Origin of the sequence: uncultured Tateyamaria sp. (assembly GCF_947496075.1) — a bacterium.
In the GTDB taxonomy this organism is placed as follows: domain Bacteria; phylum Pseudomonadota; class Alphaproteobacteria; order Rhodobacterales; family Rhodobacteraceae; genus Tateyamaria.
In genome coordinates this window covers 217,379-233,461 of the sequence record NZ_CANMBJ010000002.1, presented here as the reverse complement: position 1 = coordinate 233,461, position 16,083 = coordinate 217,379, and the positions used below count along the sequence as shown (strand labels likewise).

Below are 16,083 nucleotides of genomic sequence, written 5' to 3'. Positions count from 1 at the left end.
TACAAAAAAAATAAGGCGGAGCATCAGCTCCGCCTTACTCTTGATACTGTAAGGCGCAGGTGTCCTGCGCCCTGCCAGATTACTTGGCCGTGATCCGACCGTCGATGTAGGGCGTGAACGGCCCTTGCGCGGCCAGATACTCAGCTGTCACGTCTGCGAGATCCGGGCCGAAATCATAGGCATTTTCCGCATCCACGAACATCGCATATCCGTCGCCGCCGTTGCGCACGTAGTTGTTGCTGACCACGCCATAGAGTTTGTCCATGTCGATGGGCGCGCCGCCGACCATGACATCACTAACCCGCTCACCGGCGGGCTTTGCCGCGTCAAAGGCATAGCTCATTCCCGCAACCTGCGGGAAACGTCCGGCGCCATCCTCAATCTGGCCTACACCGTTCTCAAGAGCAGCCACGATAGCAGCACCAGACACCTGGAAGGTCGACAGCGTGTTCTGGAACGGCAGCACGGTCAGCACCTCACCCATGGTCACTTCGCCCGCGTCAATGGACGCACGAATGCCTCCACCGTTCTGGATCGCAATCTCGATCCCCTGATCCTTCACCCGATCCAACATTGCATCGGCAATGAGCGAGCCCATGGGGCATTCCATCGCACGACATGTGTCGCGACCGCCTTCGATGGCTTCCGCCGCCTCGGCCACGACCCGCGTTTTCATCTCTTCGATGGGCGCGCCCATCTCTGCGATCCGTGCAAGGAAATCAGTGTTGGGCTCAACGGAAGCGTCCAGCAGCATCGGATCACCCGAGGCTGCAGTCAAGTTGCCGTCGTCATCAAAAGTCACCGTCAGGTGACCCAGGTACTTGGTATAGGCATAGGCCTGCGCCACTGCCGCATCGCCCACCATTGTGGGATAGGCCGGTGTTTCTGCATCGTCATTGGACATCAGCGTATGGCTGTGACCGCCGATCACCACGTCGATGCCATCGACCGCCTCGGCAATCGCGAGGTCTTTGTTCAGGCCCACGTGATTGAGTGCGATGATAATGTCGACGCCTTCGCCTTGCAGGGTGGCGACGTCCGCTTGCAGCGCCTCGATTTCGTCCTGGAAAACGACGTTGGGGCCGGGCGAGGATGTCTCGACCGTGTCAGTGGCCAGCGCGGAGATCACGCCGATCTTCTTGCCGCCGACTTCGAGCACCACGTGATTTTCGACCTTGCCGCTCAGCGTTTCTTCGGCAGACAGATCAAGGTTGCCGGAGATCACCGGGAAGCTGACCTTCTCGATGAAATCGGCTAGGCCCTGCGGGCCATCGTCGAACTCGTGGTTGCCCACGGCCATGGCATCATAGCCCATCTGCTCCATGAACTCGGCCTCGGCCGCGCCCTTGTAGGTGGTGTAGAAGAGCGAGCCCTGAAACGGATCGCCTGCGTCCAGTACGACGACGTTCTGGTTGTCGAGCGATGCCTTCTTGGCGTCGATGGCCGTCTTGACCCGCGCCACACCCCCAAAGCATTCGCCTTCGGCTTCGCCCTCGGCATTGCAGGTCGAATCGAAACGGTTGATCGATTCAATGCGGCTGTGCATGTCATTGGTGTGCAAAATATGCAGCGTATATTCGGCGGATGCCATGCCCGCGCTCAGCGCCAGCGCAGCAGTGCCCATCAGAAGTCGGATCATCTGGTGTCTCCCTCATTGGTTATGACAGTATCGTGACAACAATCTGCACCACGAGTCAAAGCGGTTCCTTAGGGAAAGCGCGCAACAAATCCATGACAGCGCGCACTTGACCACTGCGTAAGCAAGCTGCATCACGCACCCATGCTGATTTACAAGATTTTCCGCGCCCCCGAATGGGCGCATCTGCGCGAAAACGGCAGCACGCCCGGCGCGCCGATTGATGTGCAGGACGGCTATGTCCATTTCTCGACCGCCACACAGGCCGCCGAAACCGCCGCCAAGCATTTTGCAGGCGAAGACAACCTGTTCCTGATCGCGGTCGATACAGGCGCCCTGGGTGATAACCTGAAATGGGAAGTGTCCCGCGGCGGGGCCGAGTTCCCGCATCTGTACCGCGAGATGTGGCTGGCAGATGTCCACTGGGCCCAACCCTTGCCACTGGAAAACGGACATCACCAGTTCCCGCCGGGCGCAGGGTTCGACACATGACCCATATAGATCCCACAGCAGAACAGTTTCAGGCCTTCAAGGACCTGCCACGCGACACACCGATCGAGATGCTCAACCTCGTCCGTTTCAACGATCTCGCCAACTACCCCGGCGACCACGAATTGGCGCGCGACGGACTGACCGGCGCGCAAGCCTATGGGCTTTATGGCAAGCAGTCGGCCCCGGTTCTCAACAAGGTCGGTGGCTGGATTGCATGGCGCGGCGGGTTTGAAACCACATTGATCGGACCCGCGGACGAGGCATGGGACGCCGTGTTCATCGCCCGCTACCCGACTGCAGGTGCCTTCCTCGCCATGGTCACAGATCCTGAATACAGGCGCGCTGTGGTGCACCGACAGGCAGCAGTTAAAACCTCGCGCCTGATCCGGTGCAAACCAGCAGACAAGGGCGCGTCGTTCGGATGAAACAAGCACTGGAACGCATCGGAACCCAAGCCCTGCGCCGGCTGGATCCGGAAACGGCGCACGGATTGGCCCTCAAGGCGCTGCACACACCGCTTGCGCCGCTCCCAGGCCCGATCACAAGCGACCGTCTGCGCACATCGCTGGCCGGTATGGATCTGCCCAACCCCGTGGGCCTTGCTGCGGGCTTCGACAAGAACGCCACGGCCATCGCCCCCCTCAGCCGGGCCGGTTTCGGCTGGATCGAGGTCGGCGCCGCCACCCCACTGCCCCAACCCGGTAACCCCAAACCGCGGCTTTTCCGGCTGACCGAAGATGCAGCGGCCATCAACCGTTTCGGATTTAACAATGACGGGATGGAGGCGATTGCCGCCCGCCTGGCGAAACGCCCCAAAGGTGTGCCCGTGGGCCTGAACCTTGGCGCCAACAAGGACAGCGCCAACCGGGCCGAAGACTTTGCCAAGGTGCTGCAACACTGCGCATCGCACATCGACTTCGCCACGGTCAATGTCTCCAGCCCCAACACGGAAAAACTGCGGGACCTGCAAGGACCAATGGCGCTGGCGGCGCTGTTGGACGGCGTGATGCAGGTGCGCGGTGACATCCCGGTCTTCCTTAAAATCGCTCCGGATCTGACCGATCAGGACCTCGCCGACATCGCCAAAGTGGCCGAAGACGCCCGGGTGGCCGCGATCATTGCAACGAATACCACACTGGACCGCACCGGCCTGCGCAGCGCGCATGCTCAGGAAAAGGGTGGCCTGTCCGGTGCTCCGCTGTTCGAAAAATCCACTCGCGTCCTCGCCAAACTGCACAACCTGACCAAGGTTCCTCTGATAGGGGTCGGTGGCGTGGCATCCGCCGAACAAGCCTACGCCAAGATCAAGGCCGGGGCGTCAGCGGTGCAGCTCTACACAGGCCTCGTTTATGGCGGTCTCAGCCTCGCAGCTCGCATCGCGGAAGGGTTGGACGCCCAACTGCAACAAGACAGCTTCCAATCCGTGGCGGAAGCGGTCGGCACGGAAACAAAGAACTGGCTCTAAGCTTCTTCTGACTGAAAATACCACGGGGTCTGGGGCAGCGCCCCAGTCCTTCACCCGGCCGCCCGCTCCAGCGCCGGATAACGTAGCCCCAGCGTCACCCCCCGCGCGACAAATGAAATAAGGATCGCAGCCCACAGCCCGTGATTGCCCATAAGCGGCAGCAGGATCAGCACGGCCAGCCAATACAGCACAAAGGATATCGCCATCATGTTGCGCATGTCCCTCCCCCGGCCAGCGCCAATGAATATGCCATCGAACATCCATGCCGCGCACCCCACCAACGGGGCGGCAACCATCCACCACAGGTACTCTCGCGCCACCATCTGCACCTCGATATCCTTGGCCATCACATCAATGAGCCACGGACCGACAAAAAGAAACGCACCCGCGGTGATGCAGCAAATAGCCATGCCCCACATGGATGTCATCAACGCCGACCGGCGCACGCGCATGGGATCGCGGCGACCATAGGCACGCGCAATCAGGGTCTCAGCGGCAAAGGCAAAGCCGTCCATGGCGTAGGCCGTGATATACATGAACTGGATCAACACCTCGTTTGCCGCCAGCGTCACATCACCGAACCGCGCGCCCAGAAACACGAAGCTGGAAAAGATGATCATCAGCATCAGCGACCGCAGCAGAATATCCGTGTTCAAAAGCGCCATCTTGATCAGTTGCGCCCGGCGCAGCACGCGCGGCCAGTCACGCCACGCGGGGCGATCAAAGGCGGCTCGGCAGAACCATAGCCCCAGACCCGCGCCAAGCACCTCGGCGATGACGGTAGCAATGGCAACACCGCTCACCCCCCAGCCAAAGCCCAGCACGAAGACAAAGTTCAGGATGATGTTCACCCCGTTCATCACCAGCTGGACCCAGAACACGCCACCCGTCCGCTCCATCGCCACAAGCCAGCCGGTCAGCGCATAAACGGCAATGGCCGCCGGGGCGGTCCATATGCGGATGAACAAGTAGTCGCGGGCCAGGCTCTCGACCTCGGCGCTGGCAGGCGACAGCTGGAAAGCCAGCCAGACGATCGGGAATTGCAGCAGGATCAGACCCGCCCCGCCCATGCCAGCCACCAACAAGGCGCGGGTCAACCAGGCTGATACCTCGTCATCATCCCCTGCGCCTGCCGCTTGTCCGGCAAGGCTGACGGTGCCCATGCGCAGGAACCCGAAAATCCAATAAACGGTGCTGAGGATAATGGCACCCATAGCCACGGCGCCAATAGGCGCGGCCTCTCCCATTTGCCCCACGACACCGACATCCACAGCCCCCAGGATCGGTACGGTGGCGTTGGACAACACAATGGGAAGCGCAATCCTGAGCACCCGCTTGTGGGTCAGCGGCGCTGGTGGTTCGGTGGTGGCTGCCGCCTCCATCTAGCGCCGTTGCGGCATGACAAAATGCCCGGTGGCCTGCGCAAACAGCCGGTCTCGATTGTCCTGCCAGCCTTCCACATGGACCGAGGCATAGCGCCGCCCCGACCGGTTGATGCGCGCACGGGCGTAGGCGTCACGCGGCAAGCCTGAGCGCAGATAGTCGACCGAAAAATCGACCGTCTTGGGCAAACGGGGCAGTTTGGGTGCGGTACTCGGATCAAAGTCCAGCGCACCGCTTTCGATGTCTTCCCACAGGTAGGACCAGGACAAGGTGATCACCGCCGTCGCTTCAAGGAACGCAGCCGTCACCCCGCCATGCAGCGCGGGCAACAGCGGGTTGCCGATCAGCTTTTCATCAAAGGGCAGCACGCCGGTCAACTCGTCCCCGCGCCGATCAAAGGTCAGTCCAAGATACTGGATATAGGGCACACCGCTGACCAGCGCCGATAGCGCAGCATCTCGCCGTTGCTTGACGACCTGCACGGGCTCGGGACGCTTCATCGCTTGCCCTCCACCGTGAAAGCGCCCGTGGCCGTGGCCACAGGATTGTCGCTGTCATCATCACAGGCGGTGGCCCGCACGAAAGCCACCGATCGCGTGACATGGTAACAGGTCGCGCGGGCGGTGATGGCCTGGCCGGGCGTGGCCGCCCGCATGTAATCGATGCGCAGATCAAGCGTGGCCGTCCCGCCAAGGTTTTCCGGGTGGCTCATCACTGCGGCCCCGCAACAGGTGTCCATTAATGCGGATACAGCGCCGCCGCTGATCACGCCCGTCTCAGGATCGCCGATCAACCGGTCATCATAGGGCATGGTGATTACCGCAACACCATCCTCCATCTCAGTCAGCTTCATCCCCAAATCTCGGGAATGTGGAATGGCTTCAATGAATTGTCGGGCAAGCTTGAGTTTGTCTGGATCGGACATATGGCCTCGTCACACGGTCGTGGATGCAAGTTATGGGTCTTGCGCGCAGATTGGGCAAGGCACCTGTTGCGTGCCGCGCGCACGCGCCTTAGGCTTGAAGTCCAGGGATGGAGACAAAGGAAGTCATGGCAGACGACCGCTTGAGCTTTAAAGAGATGTGCGCGGAATTTGATGTGACGCCGCGCACGCTGCGCTACTACGAATACATCGAATTGCTGCAACCGGACCGCGAAGGCAGATCGCGCTTTTACGGCCCCCGGGAAAGCGCGCGCATGAAACTAATCCTGCGCGGACGCAAGTTTGGCTTCCAACTGGAAGACATTCGGCAGTGGCTACTCATCTACGAACACGAAGGCACCGAGGCCCAAATGCGTGCCTGGATCGAACTTGCCGACGGGCAGCTCAAAGAACTGGACGAGCAGCGTAAACAACTGGACGAAGCGCGGGACGAATTACAGGGCCTGCGCGACAGCGTTGCCGGGGAACTCAAGGGTTAAACCGACCGCAGCGCACATCGCCGCACCCGGTCATCTTTTCAAAGCACCCTAGATAACGGACAGGGTCGCGCATTTCGCCAGATGATTGACCTGCTGGCTGGTGCTTCCCTGGACCAGCGACCCAATGCTGCCCAAACCACGCCGTCCCGTGACGATCAAATCGGCACCCACATCCTGTGCGCATGCCGTGATCTTCTGGGCGGGATCCCCCTGATCCGTACGTGCTTCGACGATCTCGTTGCCGCATTCGTTCGCGATTGCGGTGGCGCCCTCCACAATCTTGCTTGCCGCTTCCTCCACCTCTTCGAGGCTCGGCATCGTGGTGACGGCGTGGTATCCTGCTACGGCCCCCAGCGCAAAAGCAACCGTTTGCGGCTGTGGGGTGTGCACCAGATAGAGCGCACTGTCGTACTTGCCGGCCAGATCGCAGGCAATGCGCACCGCATTGTCCGATGTACTCGAGCCATCGACCCCAACTACAATTCTCTTGAACATATCATGCACTCCCTTCTTTGACTGCATACGCAGCGTAGCGAGGCGATGAACGCGCCACCTTGATATGCATCAAGGTGCAAAAACCCGGCGCGTCGGCGGTTGACGTTGCAAAAAATCACGTCAACTTCCTTCGTGACGCAACGTACAGTTTACGTCAACGTCATCTGCCGGTTGCATCGAATCCGCGTCTCCACCATGTGATGACCGCAACAGGATATGCGAGTGATCCGATGAGTGATAAAACCATGACCATCCGCGAAATGTGTGACGCCTTCGAGGTCACGCCGCGGACCCTGCGCTTCTACGAAGCCAAGGAATTGCTGTTCCCGATCCGCGAAGGCCAAAAGCGCCTGTTCACAAAACGCGACCGGGCCCGCCTGAAGCTGATCCTGCGCGGCAAGCGCTTTGGCTTCAGCCTCGAAGAAATCCGCCAGCTTCTGGACCTCTACGACATGGGTGACCAGCAACAGACGCAACTGGCGCGCACCTATGACATCGCCCGTGACCGCCTGGCCGACATGGAGCACCAACGCGCTGAATTGACCGAAGCCATCGATGACCTTCGGAACCAGTTGAAGTGGGGCGAAAAGATGATCGCCTCGATGAATACCACGAAGAAGGCCGCTGAATAAGCGCCGCCGCACTAGGGAGAGAGACTTATGCCAAGCTACACGCCCCCCACCAAAGACATGCAATTCATCCTGCACGACGTTCTGAACGTCACAGGCTCCGACATCCCGGGCTACGATGAGCTGGAGGCCGACTTTACCTCCGCGATCCTCGACGAAGCAGGCAAGCTGACCTCCGAAGTGCTGGCGCCCCTGAACGTCGTCGGTGACAAGGAAGGCTGCCGGTTGGAAAACGGCGTTGTCTACACCCCCACCGGGTTCAAGGATGCGTTCGAGCAGGTGAAAGAGGGCGGCTGGCCCGGTCTGGACATGCCCGAAGAGTTCGGCGGCCAGAACATGCCTTACGTCATCGGCACTGCCGTGGGCGAGATGTTCTCGTCCGCCAACATGGCCTTCACTATGTACCAGGGCCTGACCCATGGTGCGGCCTCGGCCATTCTGGCGCACGGCAGCCAAGCCCAGAAGGAAACCTATCTGCCCAAGATGGTGTCCTGCGAATGGACCGGCACCATGAACCTGACCGAGCCGCATTGCGGCACGGACCTGGGCCTGATGCGCACCAAGGCCGAACCGCAAGACGACGGCAGCTACAAAATCTCCGGCCAGAAGATCTTTATCTCTGCCGGTGAGCACGACATGGCCGACAACATCATCCACCTGGTGCTGGCGAAAATCGTTGGCGGCCCCGAGGGGATCAAAGGCGTGTCGCTCTTCATCGTGCCCAAGTTCCTCGTGAACGAAGACGGCTCGCTGGGTGCCCGCAACGGTGTCGCTGTTGGCAACATCGAAGAGAAGATGGGCATTCACGGCAACTCCACCTGCGTGATGAACTATGACGGGGCCGTGGGCTACCTGATTGGCGAAGAGCACAAGGGGATGCGCGCCATGTTCACCATGATGAACGAAGCGCGTCTGGGTGTGGGCATGCAAGGCCTGTCCCAGGCCGAGGTCGCCTATCAGAACGCCGTTGAGTACGCCAACGACCGTCTGCAGGGGCGCGACGTGACAGGTGCCAAGGCCCCTGAAAAGCCCGCCGACCCGCTGATCGTGCACCCCGACATCCGCCGCTCGCTGATGGACCAGAAGTCCTTTGCCGAAGGCGCACGCGCGTTCATCCTGTGGGGCGCGACAATGATCGACGCCGCCCACCGGGCTGGTGACAAGGACGCCGACGGCCTCGTGTCGCTGCTGACCCCGATCATCAAGGGTTTCCTGACGGATGTTGGCTACGACAACACCATCAAGGCCCAGCAGGTTTATGGCGGTCATGGCTACATCGAGGAATGGGGCATGTCGCAATACACCCGCGACGCCCGCATCGCGATGATCTACGAAGGGGCCAACGGCGTGCAGGCGCTGGACCTCGTGGGCCGCAAGCTGGCGCAAGACGGTGGCAAGCATGTGATGGCGTTCTTTGATCTGGTCAAAGGCTTTATCAAGGACAACTCCGGTCAGGACGAGGCCTACGACAACGAGTTCCTGGAACCGCTGAAAGCAGCCTCCAAGGACCTGCAGGCCGCGGGCATGTACTTCATGCAGAACGGCATGACGAACCCGAATAACGCGCTGTCCGGGTCCTACGACTTCATGCATATGTTCGGCCATGTCTGCCTAGGCCTGATGTGGGCCAAGATGGGCAAGGCGTCGCGTGAGGCACTGGCGGGTGGAACGTCCGACCCGGAATTCTTTGAGACCAAGCTGGCAACGGGCCGCTACTACATGGCACGCCAACTGCCCGCCACAGCGTTGCACCTGACACGCATCCAGACCGGTGCCGACACTGTGATGGCGCTGGAAGCGGCAAACTTCTAAAGTTGGTAAGGCGGGGGTATCCCCCGCCTTACTTTTTTTGCAGGACCGCTTATGCCCAAACGCTTTCGCCTCACCCGCCGCTTTCCCGTCGCGATGACCGAAGACGGGTATCGCCGCCTCAAGCGGTTTGCCGCCGAAGCGGGTCTGGACGAGGGCGAGGCCCTGTCGTTCCTGTTCGAGAATTTCGATAGCGTGATGAACGAGGAAAACCTGACAGCCCGCCTGCGGCTGTTCAATTCCGAGTTGGAGGCGCGCAAAAGATAATGCAGGCCGTCACACGCTGGATCATTGGCCTTGGGCTGGTGCCGATGGCCTTGGTACTGCTCCACTTTGGAGCAACATGGGCTGTTGGCAAAGTAGCGGGATGCGGACGAGTTACGGCAGCTGCAGAACCCGATTGCTCAGTCTTGGGAGTTCAAGTCGGAGGTTTCGTGTACTCAGGAATTGCCTCAGGTTATTTTATGGGGCTCTCCTTTCTGTTGTTCGTTTTGAGTTTTGTGGTGTGTGTTGTGGCTTTTTTGTTCAATTCACTTCTGGGAGGAAACAAGTGAAAGATATGGCTGCCGGTCCGTCTACGTGGATGACCGAGGAACACCAGATGATCGCCGACATGACGGCGCAATTCATCACAAATGAGTGGGCGCCCCATTTCGAACGCTGGCGCAAGCAGGGCGAAATGGACCGCTCAACCTGGGCACAAGCGGGCGAGTTGGGCCTGCTCTGCCCGTCGATCCCTGAAGAATACGGTGGAGCCGGAGGCGACTTCGGCCACGAAGCCGCTATCCTTGTCGAAGCATCCCGCGCCAACCTGGCGGCCTGGGGCCACGGCATTCACTCCGGCATCGTCGCGCACTACGTTCTGGCATACGGTACCGAGGATCAGAAACAGCGCTGGCTGCCCAAGCTGGTGACGGGCGAGTTGGTCGGCGCGTTGGCAATGACCGAACCCTCCACCGGCTCTGACGTACAAGCAATCAAGACCCGCGCCATCAAAGACGGCAACGCCTACAAGCTGAACGGCTCCAAGACCTTCATCACTAATGGTCAGCACGCCAACCTGATCGTTGTCGCGGCCAAGACCGATCCGACCGAAGGCTCCAAAGGCGTGTCGCTGGTGGTGCTCGAAACCGACGGCGCCGAAGGGTTCCAGCGCGGCCGCAACCTCGACAAGATCGGTATGCACGCGTCGGACACATCCGAGCTGTTTTTCGACAACGTCGAGATCGCTCCCGAAAACATCCTTGGCGGCAGCGAAGGCCAGGGGTTCTACCAGCTGATGCAGCAACTCCCGCAGGAACGCATGGTCATCGCCTGTGCTGCTGTCGGAGCCATGGAAGGCGCGGTCGAGCGCACCCTAGCCTACTGCAAGGAACGCGAGGCCTTCGGCGGCAACCTCCTGCAATTCCAGAACACCCGCTTCAAACTGGCCGAGGCCAAGACCAAAACTATGGTCAGCCGGTCTTTCTTTGACGAATGCATGGCCGAACACATCCGCGGCGAGTTGACCGTAGATAAAGCCGCCATGTGCAAATACTGGACCACGGACACCCAAGCCTGGGTGCTGGACGAGTGCTTGCAACTCCATGGCGGCTACGGTTTCACCAACGATTACGACATCGGCGGCATGTGGACCGACGCGCGGGTACAACGCATCTATGGTGGCACCAATGAGATCATGAAAGAGCTGATTGCGAGGGCGTTTTGATGCGAAACGCATTGGCGCTTGCCGCCAGCCGGCCCTCCGGGGGCGGTTTACCTGGCGAAATGAAGGTGGGGTCCACCCTGCTTTCCGCGGGCGGCGTCCACCGAGGCCGGGAAAGCAGGGTTTCACTTCGCACATGGCTCAGCTCCGCAGCCTGCCATACCTTCTCATCTTCGGGGCATTAACCTTAATGTGGCGTAAACGGGATCATCTTCATTTCGCCAGATAAACCGCACGGGGGGTCCGGGGGGTGTGAAACCCACCGGTCTTGCCCTCCCAAATCTCAAGACCGGAAAGGCCCGCACCAATGACCCTCAAACTGCACTGCTTCGGCGAAAGCGGGAACTCCTACAAGGCAGCCCTCGCTCTGCAACTCTCCGGTCTCGATTGGGAGCCCGTCTTCGTTGATTTCTTCGGCGGCGCCGCGCGCACAGACGAATACCGCGCCCTCAACCCGATGGGCGAGGCGCCTTTGCTGGTGGATGGGGACCGCAAGATCAGCCAGTCGGGCGTCATCCAGAAATACGTCTCCGACAAGACCGGTAAATTCGGCGGTGAAGGTGACGACAAATACGAAGTGCTGCGCTGGGTCCTCTGGGACAACCACAAGCTCAGCTCCATGTGCGGCGTCACCCGGTTCCTGATGAACTTCTTGCCCGAAGACAAGCAACCCAAAGAGGTCATCGCCTTCAACCAGGGCCGTCTCAAGGCCGCCTACAACGTCCTCGACGCCCACCTCGAAGGTCGCGATTGGATCGTCGGCGACAGCCTGACCAATGCCGATTTGTCGTGCTGCGGCTACCTCTACTACCCCGAACCGTTCGGGTTCGACCGCGCCGACTGGCCCAATATCGACCGCTGGTTGACGAACATCTCGAACACGCCCGGCTGGAAGGCCCCGTACGACCTCATGCCCGGCTCGCCTGCCGACCGCGCGTAAGTTTACGTAAAGCGCCGCAACGTCACCCTTGATTAGACCATCCGGTCTACCCCACTTGAAGACAAAGACACGCCATTGGCAGGAGGACCAATCCGATGACCGAAGCCTATATCTACGACGCAATCCGCACCCCGCGCGGCAAGGGCCGCAAGGACGGTGCGCTGCACGAGGTGACCTCGCTGCGCCTTTCGACCCTGACCCTGAACGCCCTGAAAGAGCGCAACAACATCGATGGCCACGTGGTCGAGGATGTGATCTGGGGCAACGTCACCCAAGTCATGGAACAGGGCGGCAACCTCGCCCGGACCGCTGTTCTGGCCTCCGACCTTGATGAGGCCATCCCCGGCATCGCCATCAACCGCTTCTGCGCCTCCGGGCTTGAAGCCGTGAACATCGCCGCCAACCAAGTGCGCGGCGGGGCCGGTGACGGCTACATCGCCGGCGGGGTCGAAATGATGGGCCGTGTCGCCATGGGGTCCGACGGGGCGGCCATTGCTGCGGATCCTTCCATCGCCATGGAAAGCTACTTTGCCCCCCAAGGCATCGGCGCCGACCTGATCGCCACCGAATACGGGTTCTCCCGCGATGACGTCGATCAGTACTCGGTCGAAAGCCAGCGTCGCGCGAAAGAGGCTTGGGATGACAAGCGCTTTGCCAAGTCGATCATCCCGGTCATGGACCAGAACGGCCTCCCGATCCTGGATCATGACGAATACATGCGCCCGCAGACGGACATGCAGTCGCTGGGCAGCCTCAACGCAGCCTTTGAAGCCATGGGAAAGGTCATGCCCGGTTTCGACAAGGTCGCGCTGATGAAATACCCCCACCTCGAACGCATCAACCACGTGCACCACGCAGGCAACTCGTCGGGCATCGTTGACGGCGCCGCAGCCCTGCTGATCGGCAACGAGGAACTGGGCGAGAAGCTTGGCCTCAAGCCCCGCGCGCGCATCAAGTCCACCGCAAAGATCGGCACTGATCCCACCATCAACCTGACCGGCCCCGTGCCCGTCACCGAAAAGATCCTGCGCGACAACGGCATGAACATCGGTGACATAGACCTGTTCGAAGTGAACGAAGCCTTCGCCGCCGTCGTCCTACGCTTCCTGCAGGCATTCGACGTCGACCACGGCAAGGTGAACGTCAACGGCGGCGCCATCGCCATGGGCCACCCGCTGGGCGCCACCGGTGCCATGATCCTCGGCACGCTGCTGGACGAGATGGAGCGGACCGACAAGGAAACCGGTCTTGCCACACTCTGCGTCGCCTCCGGTATGGGTGCCGCCACAATCATCGAACGCGTGTAAGGGGAGAAGAGAACAATGGCTGACTTTACACTGACCAAAGACGCCGACGGCATCGCCACCATCACATGGGATGTCGAAGGCAAGACCATGAACGTCATGTCCCTCGAAGGGCTGGCGCAACTCAACGACCACATCGACGACGTGCTCGCCGATGACGCGGTCAAGGGCGTGGTGATCACCTCCGGCAAGGACACATTCGCCGGCGGCATGGACCTGAACCTGCTCGCCAAGATGAAGGAAGAGGCAGGCGACAACCCTGCCAAGGGCCTGTTCGAAGGCACGATGAAAATGCACGGTCTGCTGCGCAAGATCGAACGCGCGGGCATGGATCCCAAGACCAACAAGGGCGGCAAGCCGATTGCCGCCGCCCTGCCCGGCACCGCCGCTGGCATCGGTCTGGAGCTGCCGCTGGCCACGCACCGCACTTTCATCGCGGACAACCCGAAGGCCAAAGTCGGCCTGCCCGAAATCCTCGTCGGCATCTTCCCCGGTGCGGGTGGCACGACCCGTCTGGCGCGCAAGCTGGGCGCGATGGACGCCTCGCCCTTCCTGCTCGAAGGCAAGATGGTGTCGCCCGCCAAAGCCAAGGGCAAGCTGGTGGATGAAGTCGTCGCTGATCCCGTTGCCGCTGCCCGCGAATGGGTGCTGAACGCCACTGACGCGGACCTTGTGAAACCCTGGGACCAGAAGGGCTACAAAATGCCCGGCGGTGCCCCCTATCACCCTGCGGGCTTCATGACCTTTGTTGGTGCGGCCGCCATGGTGAACGGCAAGACCCAAGGCGTCTATCCCGCCGCCAAGGCGCTGCTGAGTGCCGTCTATGAAGGCGCGCTTGTGCCATTCGATACCGCGCTGAAGATCGAAGCGCGCTGGTTCACCAATGTCCTTTTGAACCCCTCGTCGGGTGCCATGATCCGATCGCTGTTCTTGAACAAGGAAGCGCTTGAAAAAGGGGCCGTGCGCCCCGCAGGCATCGAAGATCAGCGGGTCAAGAAACTTGGCGTGCTGGGTGCGGGCCTGATGGGCGCGGGCATTGCGCTTGTCTCCGCTCAGGCGGGCATGGAAGTGGTGCTGATCGACCGCGATCAGGAAAGCGCGGATCGGGGCAAGAACTACTCCGAGAAATATGTCGAAGGCGGCATCAAGCGCGGCAAGACCACGCAGGAAAAGGGCGACGCGCTCCTGTCCCGCATCACCGCCACGCCTGACTTGGACGCCCTCAAAGGCTGCGACCTGATCATCGAAGCCGTGTTCGAAGACCCCAAGGTCAAGGCCGAGATCACCCAAAAGGTCGAGGCGATCATCCCCGACGACTGCATCTTTGCCTCCAACACCTCGACCCTGCCGATCTCCGAACTGGCGAAGGCCAGCAAAAACCAGGACCAGTTCATCGGCATCCACTTCTTCTCGCCCGTCGAAAAGATGCTGTTGGTCGAGATCATCAAGGGCGCCAACACCGGCGACCGGGCCGTGGCCAAGGCGCTCGACTACGTGCGCCAGATCCGCAAAACGCCCATCGTGGTCAACGACGCGCGCTTCTTCTACGCCAACCGCTGCATCATCCCTTACATCAACGAAGGGACGCGGATGGTCACCGAAGGGGTCGAGCCTGCGCTGATCGAAAACGCCGCCAAGATGGTCGGCATGCCCTTGGGTCCGCTGCAATTGACGGATGAGACGGCCATCGATCTGGGTGCCAAGATCGCCCGCGCGACCAAGGCCGCCATGGGCGACGACTATCCCGACAGCCCCTCCGACGACCTGATTTTCTGGTTGGAAGAGCTGGGCCGCCTGGGCCGCAAGGCGAACGCAGGCTTCTATGACTACGATGAGAAGGGCAAACGTCAGGGCATCTGGCGCGGCGTGCACGACAAGTATCCGCTGCTCGACGAGCAGCCCGAACTGGGTGAGGTGCAACACCGCCTGCTGTTCTCCCAAGTCCTCGAAGCCGTTCGCGCGCTGGAAGAAGGCGTGCTGATGGACATCCGCGAAGGCGACGTGGGCGCGATCCTCGGCTGGGGCTTTGCCCCGTGGTCCGGTGGCCCGCTCAGCTGGCTCGACATCATCGGTGCACCCTACGCCGCCGAACGGTGCGACCAACTCGAAGCCAAATATGGCGAACGGTTCAAGTGCCCCGCCCTGCTGCGCGAGATGGCAGAGAAGAACCAGAGCTTCTATGGCCGCTTCGGTCCAAAGGAAGCCGCGGCAGCCTGATCGGCACCCAAAGGCAATCATTCAAGGGGCTGCGTTCTGCGCGGCCCCTTTTGCTTTGAAGCAATTGCTTCGAACGTTACCAACTCAATTTCAAACGGTACAAAAGAGCGTCCTCTGACGTACCATGGTCTCTTATGGCATCCGGTAGCACGCCGAACTGTACGTACCCCTGACGTTCGTAGAATGCGATCGCTCGGGTGTTTGCCGGGGCCACACTCAGTTCGATCTGCTCCACCCCACCCTCCTTCGCTTCGTCCAGAACGCCACGCATCATCGCCTGCGCCGCACCCGTACCCTGAAAGTCCGGGGTCACATAGAACGGCCCAAGCTCAGCGCGATGCCGCGTGCGCTCCATGCTTTGCGGGCGATACCCGCAAAAACCGATCAGAACATCCTCGTCGAACACCCCGCGCAGTCCGCCATAAGCCAGAACCTTGCTGGCGGTCTCGACAGTCATCGCGCGGCTTTCAGCCTCGGTCACCAAAAACCCACTGGGCGCGACAGCGGCACCTTCATGGCGCAGAGCAAGCCACGCCGCCGCATCTTCGATCCCAAGCTTGCGATATAAAAACAATGGTTTACGCCC

At 60.8% G+C, this 16,083-nt stretch carries 17 protein-coding genes; 11 read left to right on the top strand and 6 right to left on the bottom strand.

Going from position 1 to position 16,083, the window contains the following annotated elements; all coding sequences use genetic code 11:
* Positions 1-79: 79 nt before the first annotated feature.
* Positions 80-1,639 carry a 5'-nucleotidase C-terminal domain-containing protein gene (locus Q1A51_RS05035; RefSeq protein ID WP_299599263.1) on the bottom strand — a complete coding sequence of 520 codons (1,560 nt, stop codon included), beginning with the start codon at positions 1,637-1,639 and terminating at the stop codon, positions 80-82.
* Between the two features lie 141 nt (positions 1,640-1,780).
* On the opposite strand from Q1A51_RS05035, the gene Q1A51_RS05030 reads away from it, so the two are divergent.
* The 3 genes from Q1A51_RS05030 to Q1A51_RS05020 are packed head-to-tail and all read left to right on the top strand — an operon-like array spanning position 1,781 to position 3,593.
* Complete coding sequence (locus Q1A51_RS05030; RefSeq protein ID WP_299599264.1) at positions 1,781-2,128, top strand: DUF952 domain-containing protein; 348 nt, start codon at positions 1,781-1,783, stop codon at positions 2,126-2,128.
* Positions 2,125-2,553, top strand: a complete 429-nt coding sequence (locus Q1A51_RS05025; protein WP_299599265.1) for a DUF1330 domain-containing protein — start codon at positions 2,125-2,127, stop codon at positions 2,551-2,553. The genes Q1A51_RS05030 and Q1A51_RS05025 overlap by 4 nt, the downstream gene beginning before the upstream one ends.
* Positions 2,550-3,593 carry a quinone-dependent dihydroorotate dehydrogenase gene (locus tag Q1A51_RS05020; protein ID WP_299599266.1) on the top strand — a complete coding sequence of 348 codons (1,044 nt, stop codon included), beginning with the start codon at positions 2,550-2,552 and terminating at the stop codon, positions 3,591-3,593. Before Q1A51_RS05025 ends, Q1A51_RS05020 begins: the two co-directional genes overlap by 4 nt.
* A 50-nt stretch (positions 3,594-3,643) precedes the next feature.
* Here the strand turns inward: Q1A51_RS05020 and Q1A51_RS05015 are convergent, their stop codons facing one another.
* From Q1A51_RS05015 to Q1A51_RS05005, 3 genes are read right to left on the bottom strand one after another with little or no spacing between them, the layout of a single operon-like run.
* Positions 3,644-4,975 (bottom strand): MATE family efflux transporter, encoded by a 1,332-nt coding sequence (locus Q1A51_RS05015; protein WP_299599267.1) that lies wholly within the window; start codon positions 4,973-4,975, stop codon positions 3,644-3,646.
* The gene (locus tag Q1A51_RS05010; RefSeq protein WP_189369240.1) at positions 4,976-5,476 is read right to left on the bottom strand and encodes a PaaI family thioesterase; all 501 of its coding nucleotides are present in this window, start codon (positions 5,474-5,476) and stop codon (positions 4,976-4,978) included.
* Positions 5,473-5,901 carry a PaaI family thioesterase gene (locus Q1A51_RS05005; protein ID WP_299201845.1) on the bottom strand — a complete coding sequence of 143 codons (429 nt, stop codon included), beginning with the start codon at positions 5,899-5,901 and terminating at the stop codon, positions 5,473-5,475. The genes Q1A51_RS05010 and Q1A51_RS05005 overlap by 4 nt, the downstream gene beginning before the upstream one ends.
* A 125-nt stretch (positions 5,902-6,026) precedes the next feature.
* Between Q1A51_RS05005 and Q1A51_RS05000 the strand changes: the two genes are divergently transcribed.
* Positions 6,027-6,398 carry a MerR family DNA-binding transcriptional regulator gene (locus Q1A51_RS05000; protein WP_299201842.1) on the top strand — a complete coding sequence of 124 codons (372 nt, stop codon included), beginning with the start codon at positions 6,027-6,029 and terminating at the stop codon, positions 6,396-6,398.
* A gap of 48 nt (positions 6,399-6,446) precedes the next feature.
* Here the strand turns inward: Q1A51_RS05000 and Q1A51_RS04995 are convergent, their stop codons facing one another.
* Positions 6,447-6,893, bottom strand: a complete 447-nt coding sequence (locus tag Q1A51_RS04995; RefSeq protein WP_299599268.1) for a universal stress protein — start codon at positions 6,891-6,893, stop codon at positions 6,447-6,449.
* A gap of 230 nt (positions 6,894-7,123) precedes the next feature.
* On the opposite strand from Q1A51_RS04995, the gene Q1A51_RS04990 reads away from it, so the two are divergent.
* The 7 genes from Q1A51_RS04990 (at position 7,124) to Q1A51_RS04960 (ending at position 15,497) form a co-directional block, all read left to right on the top strand.
* Positions 7,124-7,525 carry a MerR family DNA-binding transcriptional regulator gene (locus Q1A51_RS04990; protein WP_299599683.1) on the top strand — a complete coding sequence of 134 codons (402 nt, stop codon included), beginning with the start codon at positions 7,124-7,126 and terminating at the stop codon, positions 7,523-7,525.
* Between the two features lie 27 nt (positions 7,526-7,552).
* Positions 7,553-9,334, top strand: coding sequence for an acyl-CoA dehydrogenase C-terminal domain-containing protein (locus tag Q1A51_RS04985; protein ID WP_299599270.1), 1,782 nt, complete (start codon positions 7,553-7,555; stop codon positions 9,332-9,334).
* 51 nt (positions 9,335-9,385) lie between these two features.
* Positions 9,386-9,598, top strand: coding sequence for a hypothetical protein (locus tag Q1A51_RS04980; protein ID WP_299201830.1), 213 nt, complete (start codon positions 9,386-9,388; stop codon positions 9,596-9,598).
* 292 nt (positions 9,599-9,890) lie between these two features.
* Positions 9,891-11,039, top strand: coding sequence for an acyl-CoA dehydrogenase family protein (locus Q1A51_RS04975; RefSeq protein WP_299599685.1), 1,149 nt, complete (start codon positions 9,891-9,893; stop codon positions 11,037-11,039).
* A 304-nt stretch (positions 11,040-11,343) separates the two neighbouring features.
* A complete protein-coding gene (locus tag Q1A51_RS04970; RefSeq protein ID WP_299599272.1) occupies positions 11,344-11,976 on the top strand; it encodes a glutathione S-transferase in 633 nt (210 codons plus the stop codon).
* A gap of 95 nt (positions 11,977-12,071) precedes the next feature.
* Complete coding sequence (locus tag Q1A51_RS04965) at positions 12,072-13,283, top strand: acetyl-CoA C-acetyltransferase (RefSeq protein WP_299599274.1); 1,212 nt, start codon at positions 12,072-12,074, stop codon at positions 13,281-13,283.
* Positions 13,284-13,298: 15 nt separating this feature from the next.
* Positions 13,299-15,497, top strand: coding sequence for a 3-hydroxyacyl-CoA dehydrogenase NAD-binding domain-containing protein (locus Q1A51_RS04960; RefSeq protein ID WP_299599276.1), 2,199 nt, complete (start codon positions 13,299-13,301; stop codon positions 15,495-15,497).
* A 76-nt stretch (positions 15,498-15,573) separates the two neighbouring features.
* Here the strand turns inward: Q1A51_RS04960 and Q1A51_RS04955 are convergent, their stop codons facing one another.
* Entirely contained in the window at positions 15,574-16,071 is a 498-nt protein-coding gene (locus Q1A51_RS04955; RefSeq protein WP_299599278.1) for a GNAT family N-acetyltransferase, read from the bottom strand.
* Positions 16,072-16,083 lie beyond the last annotated feature (12 nt).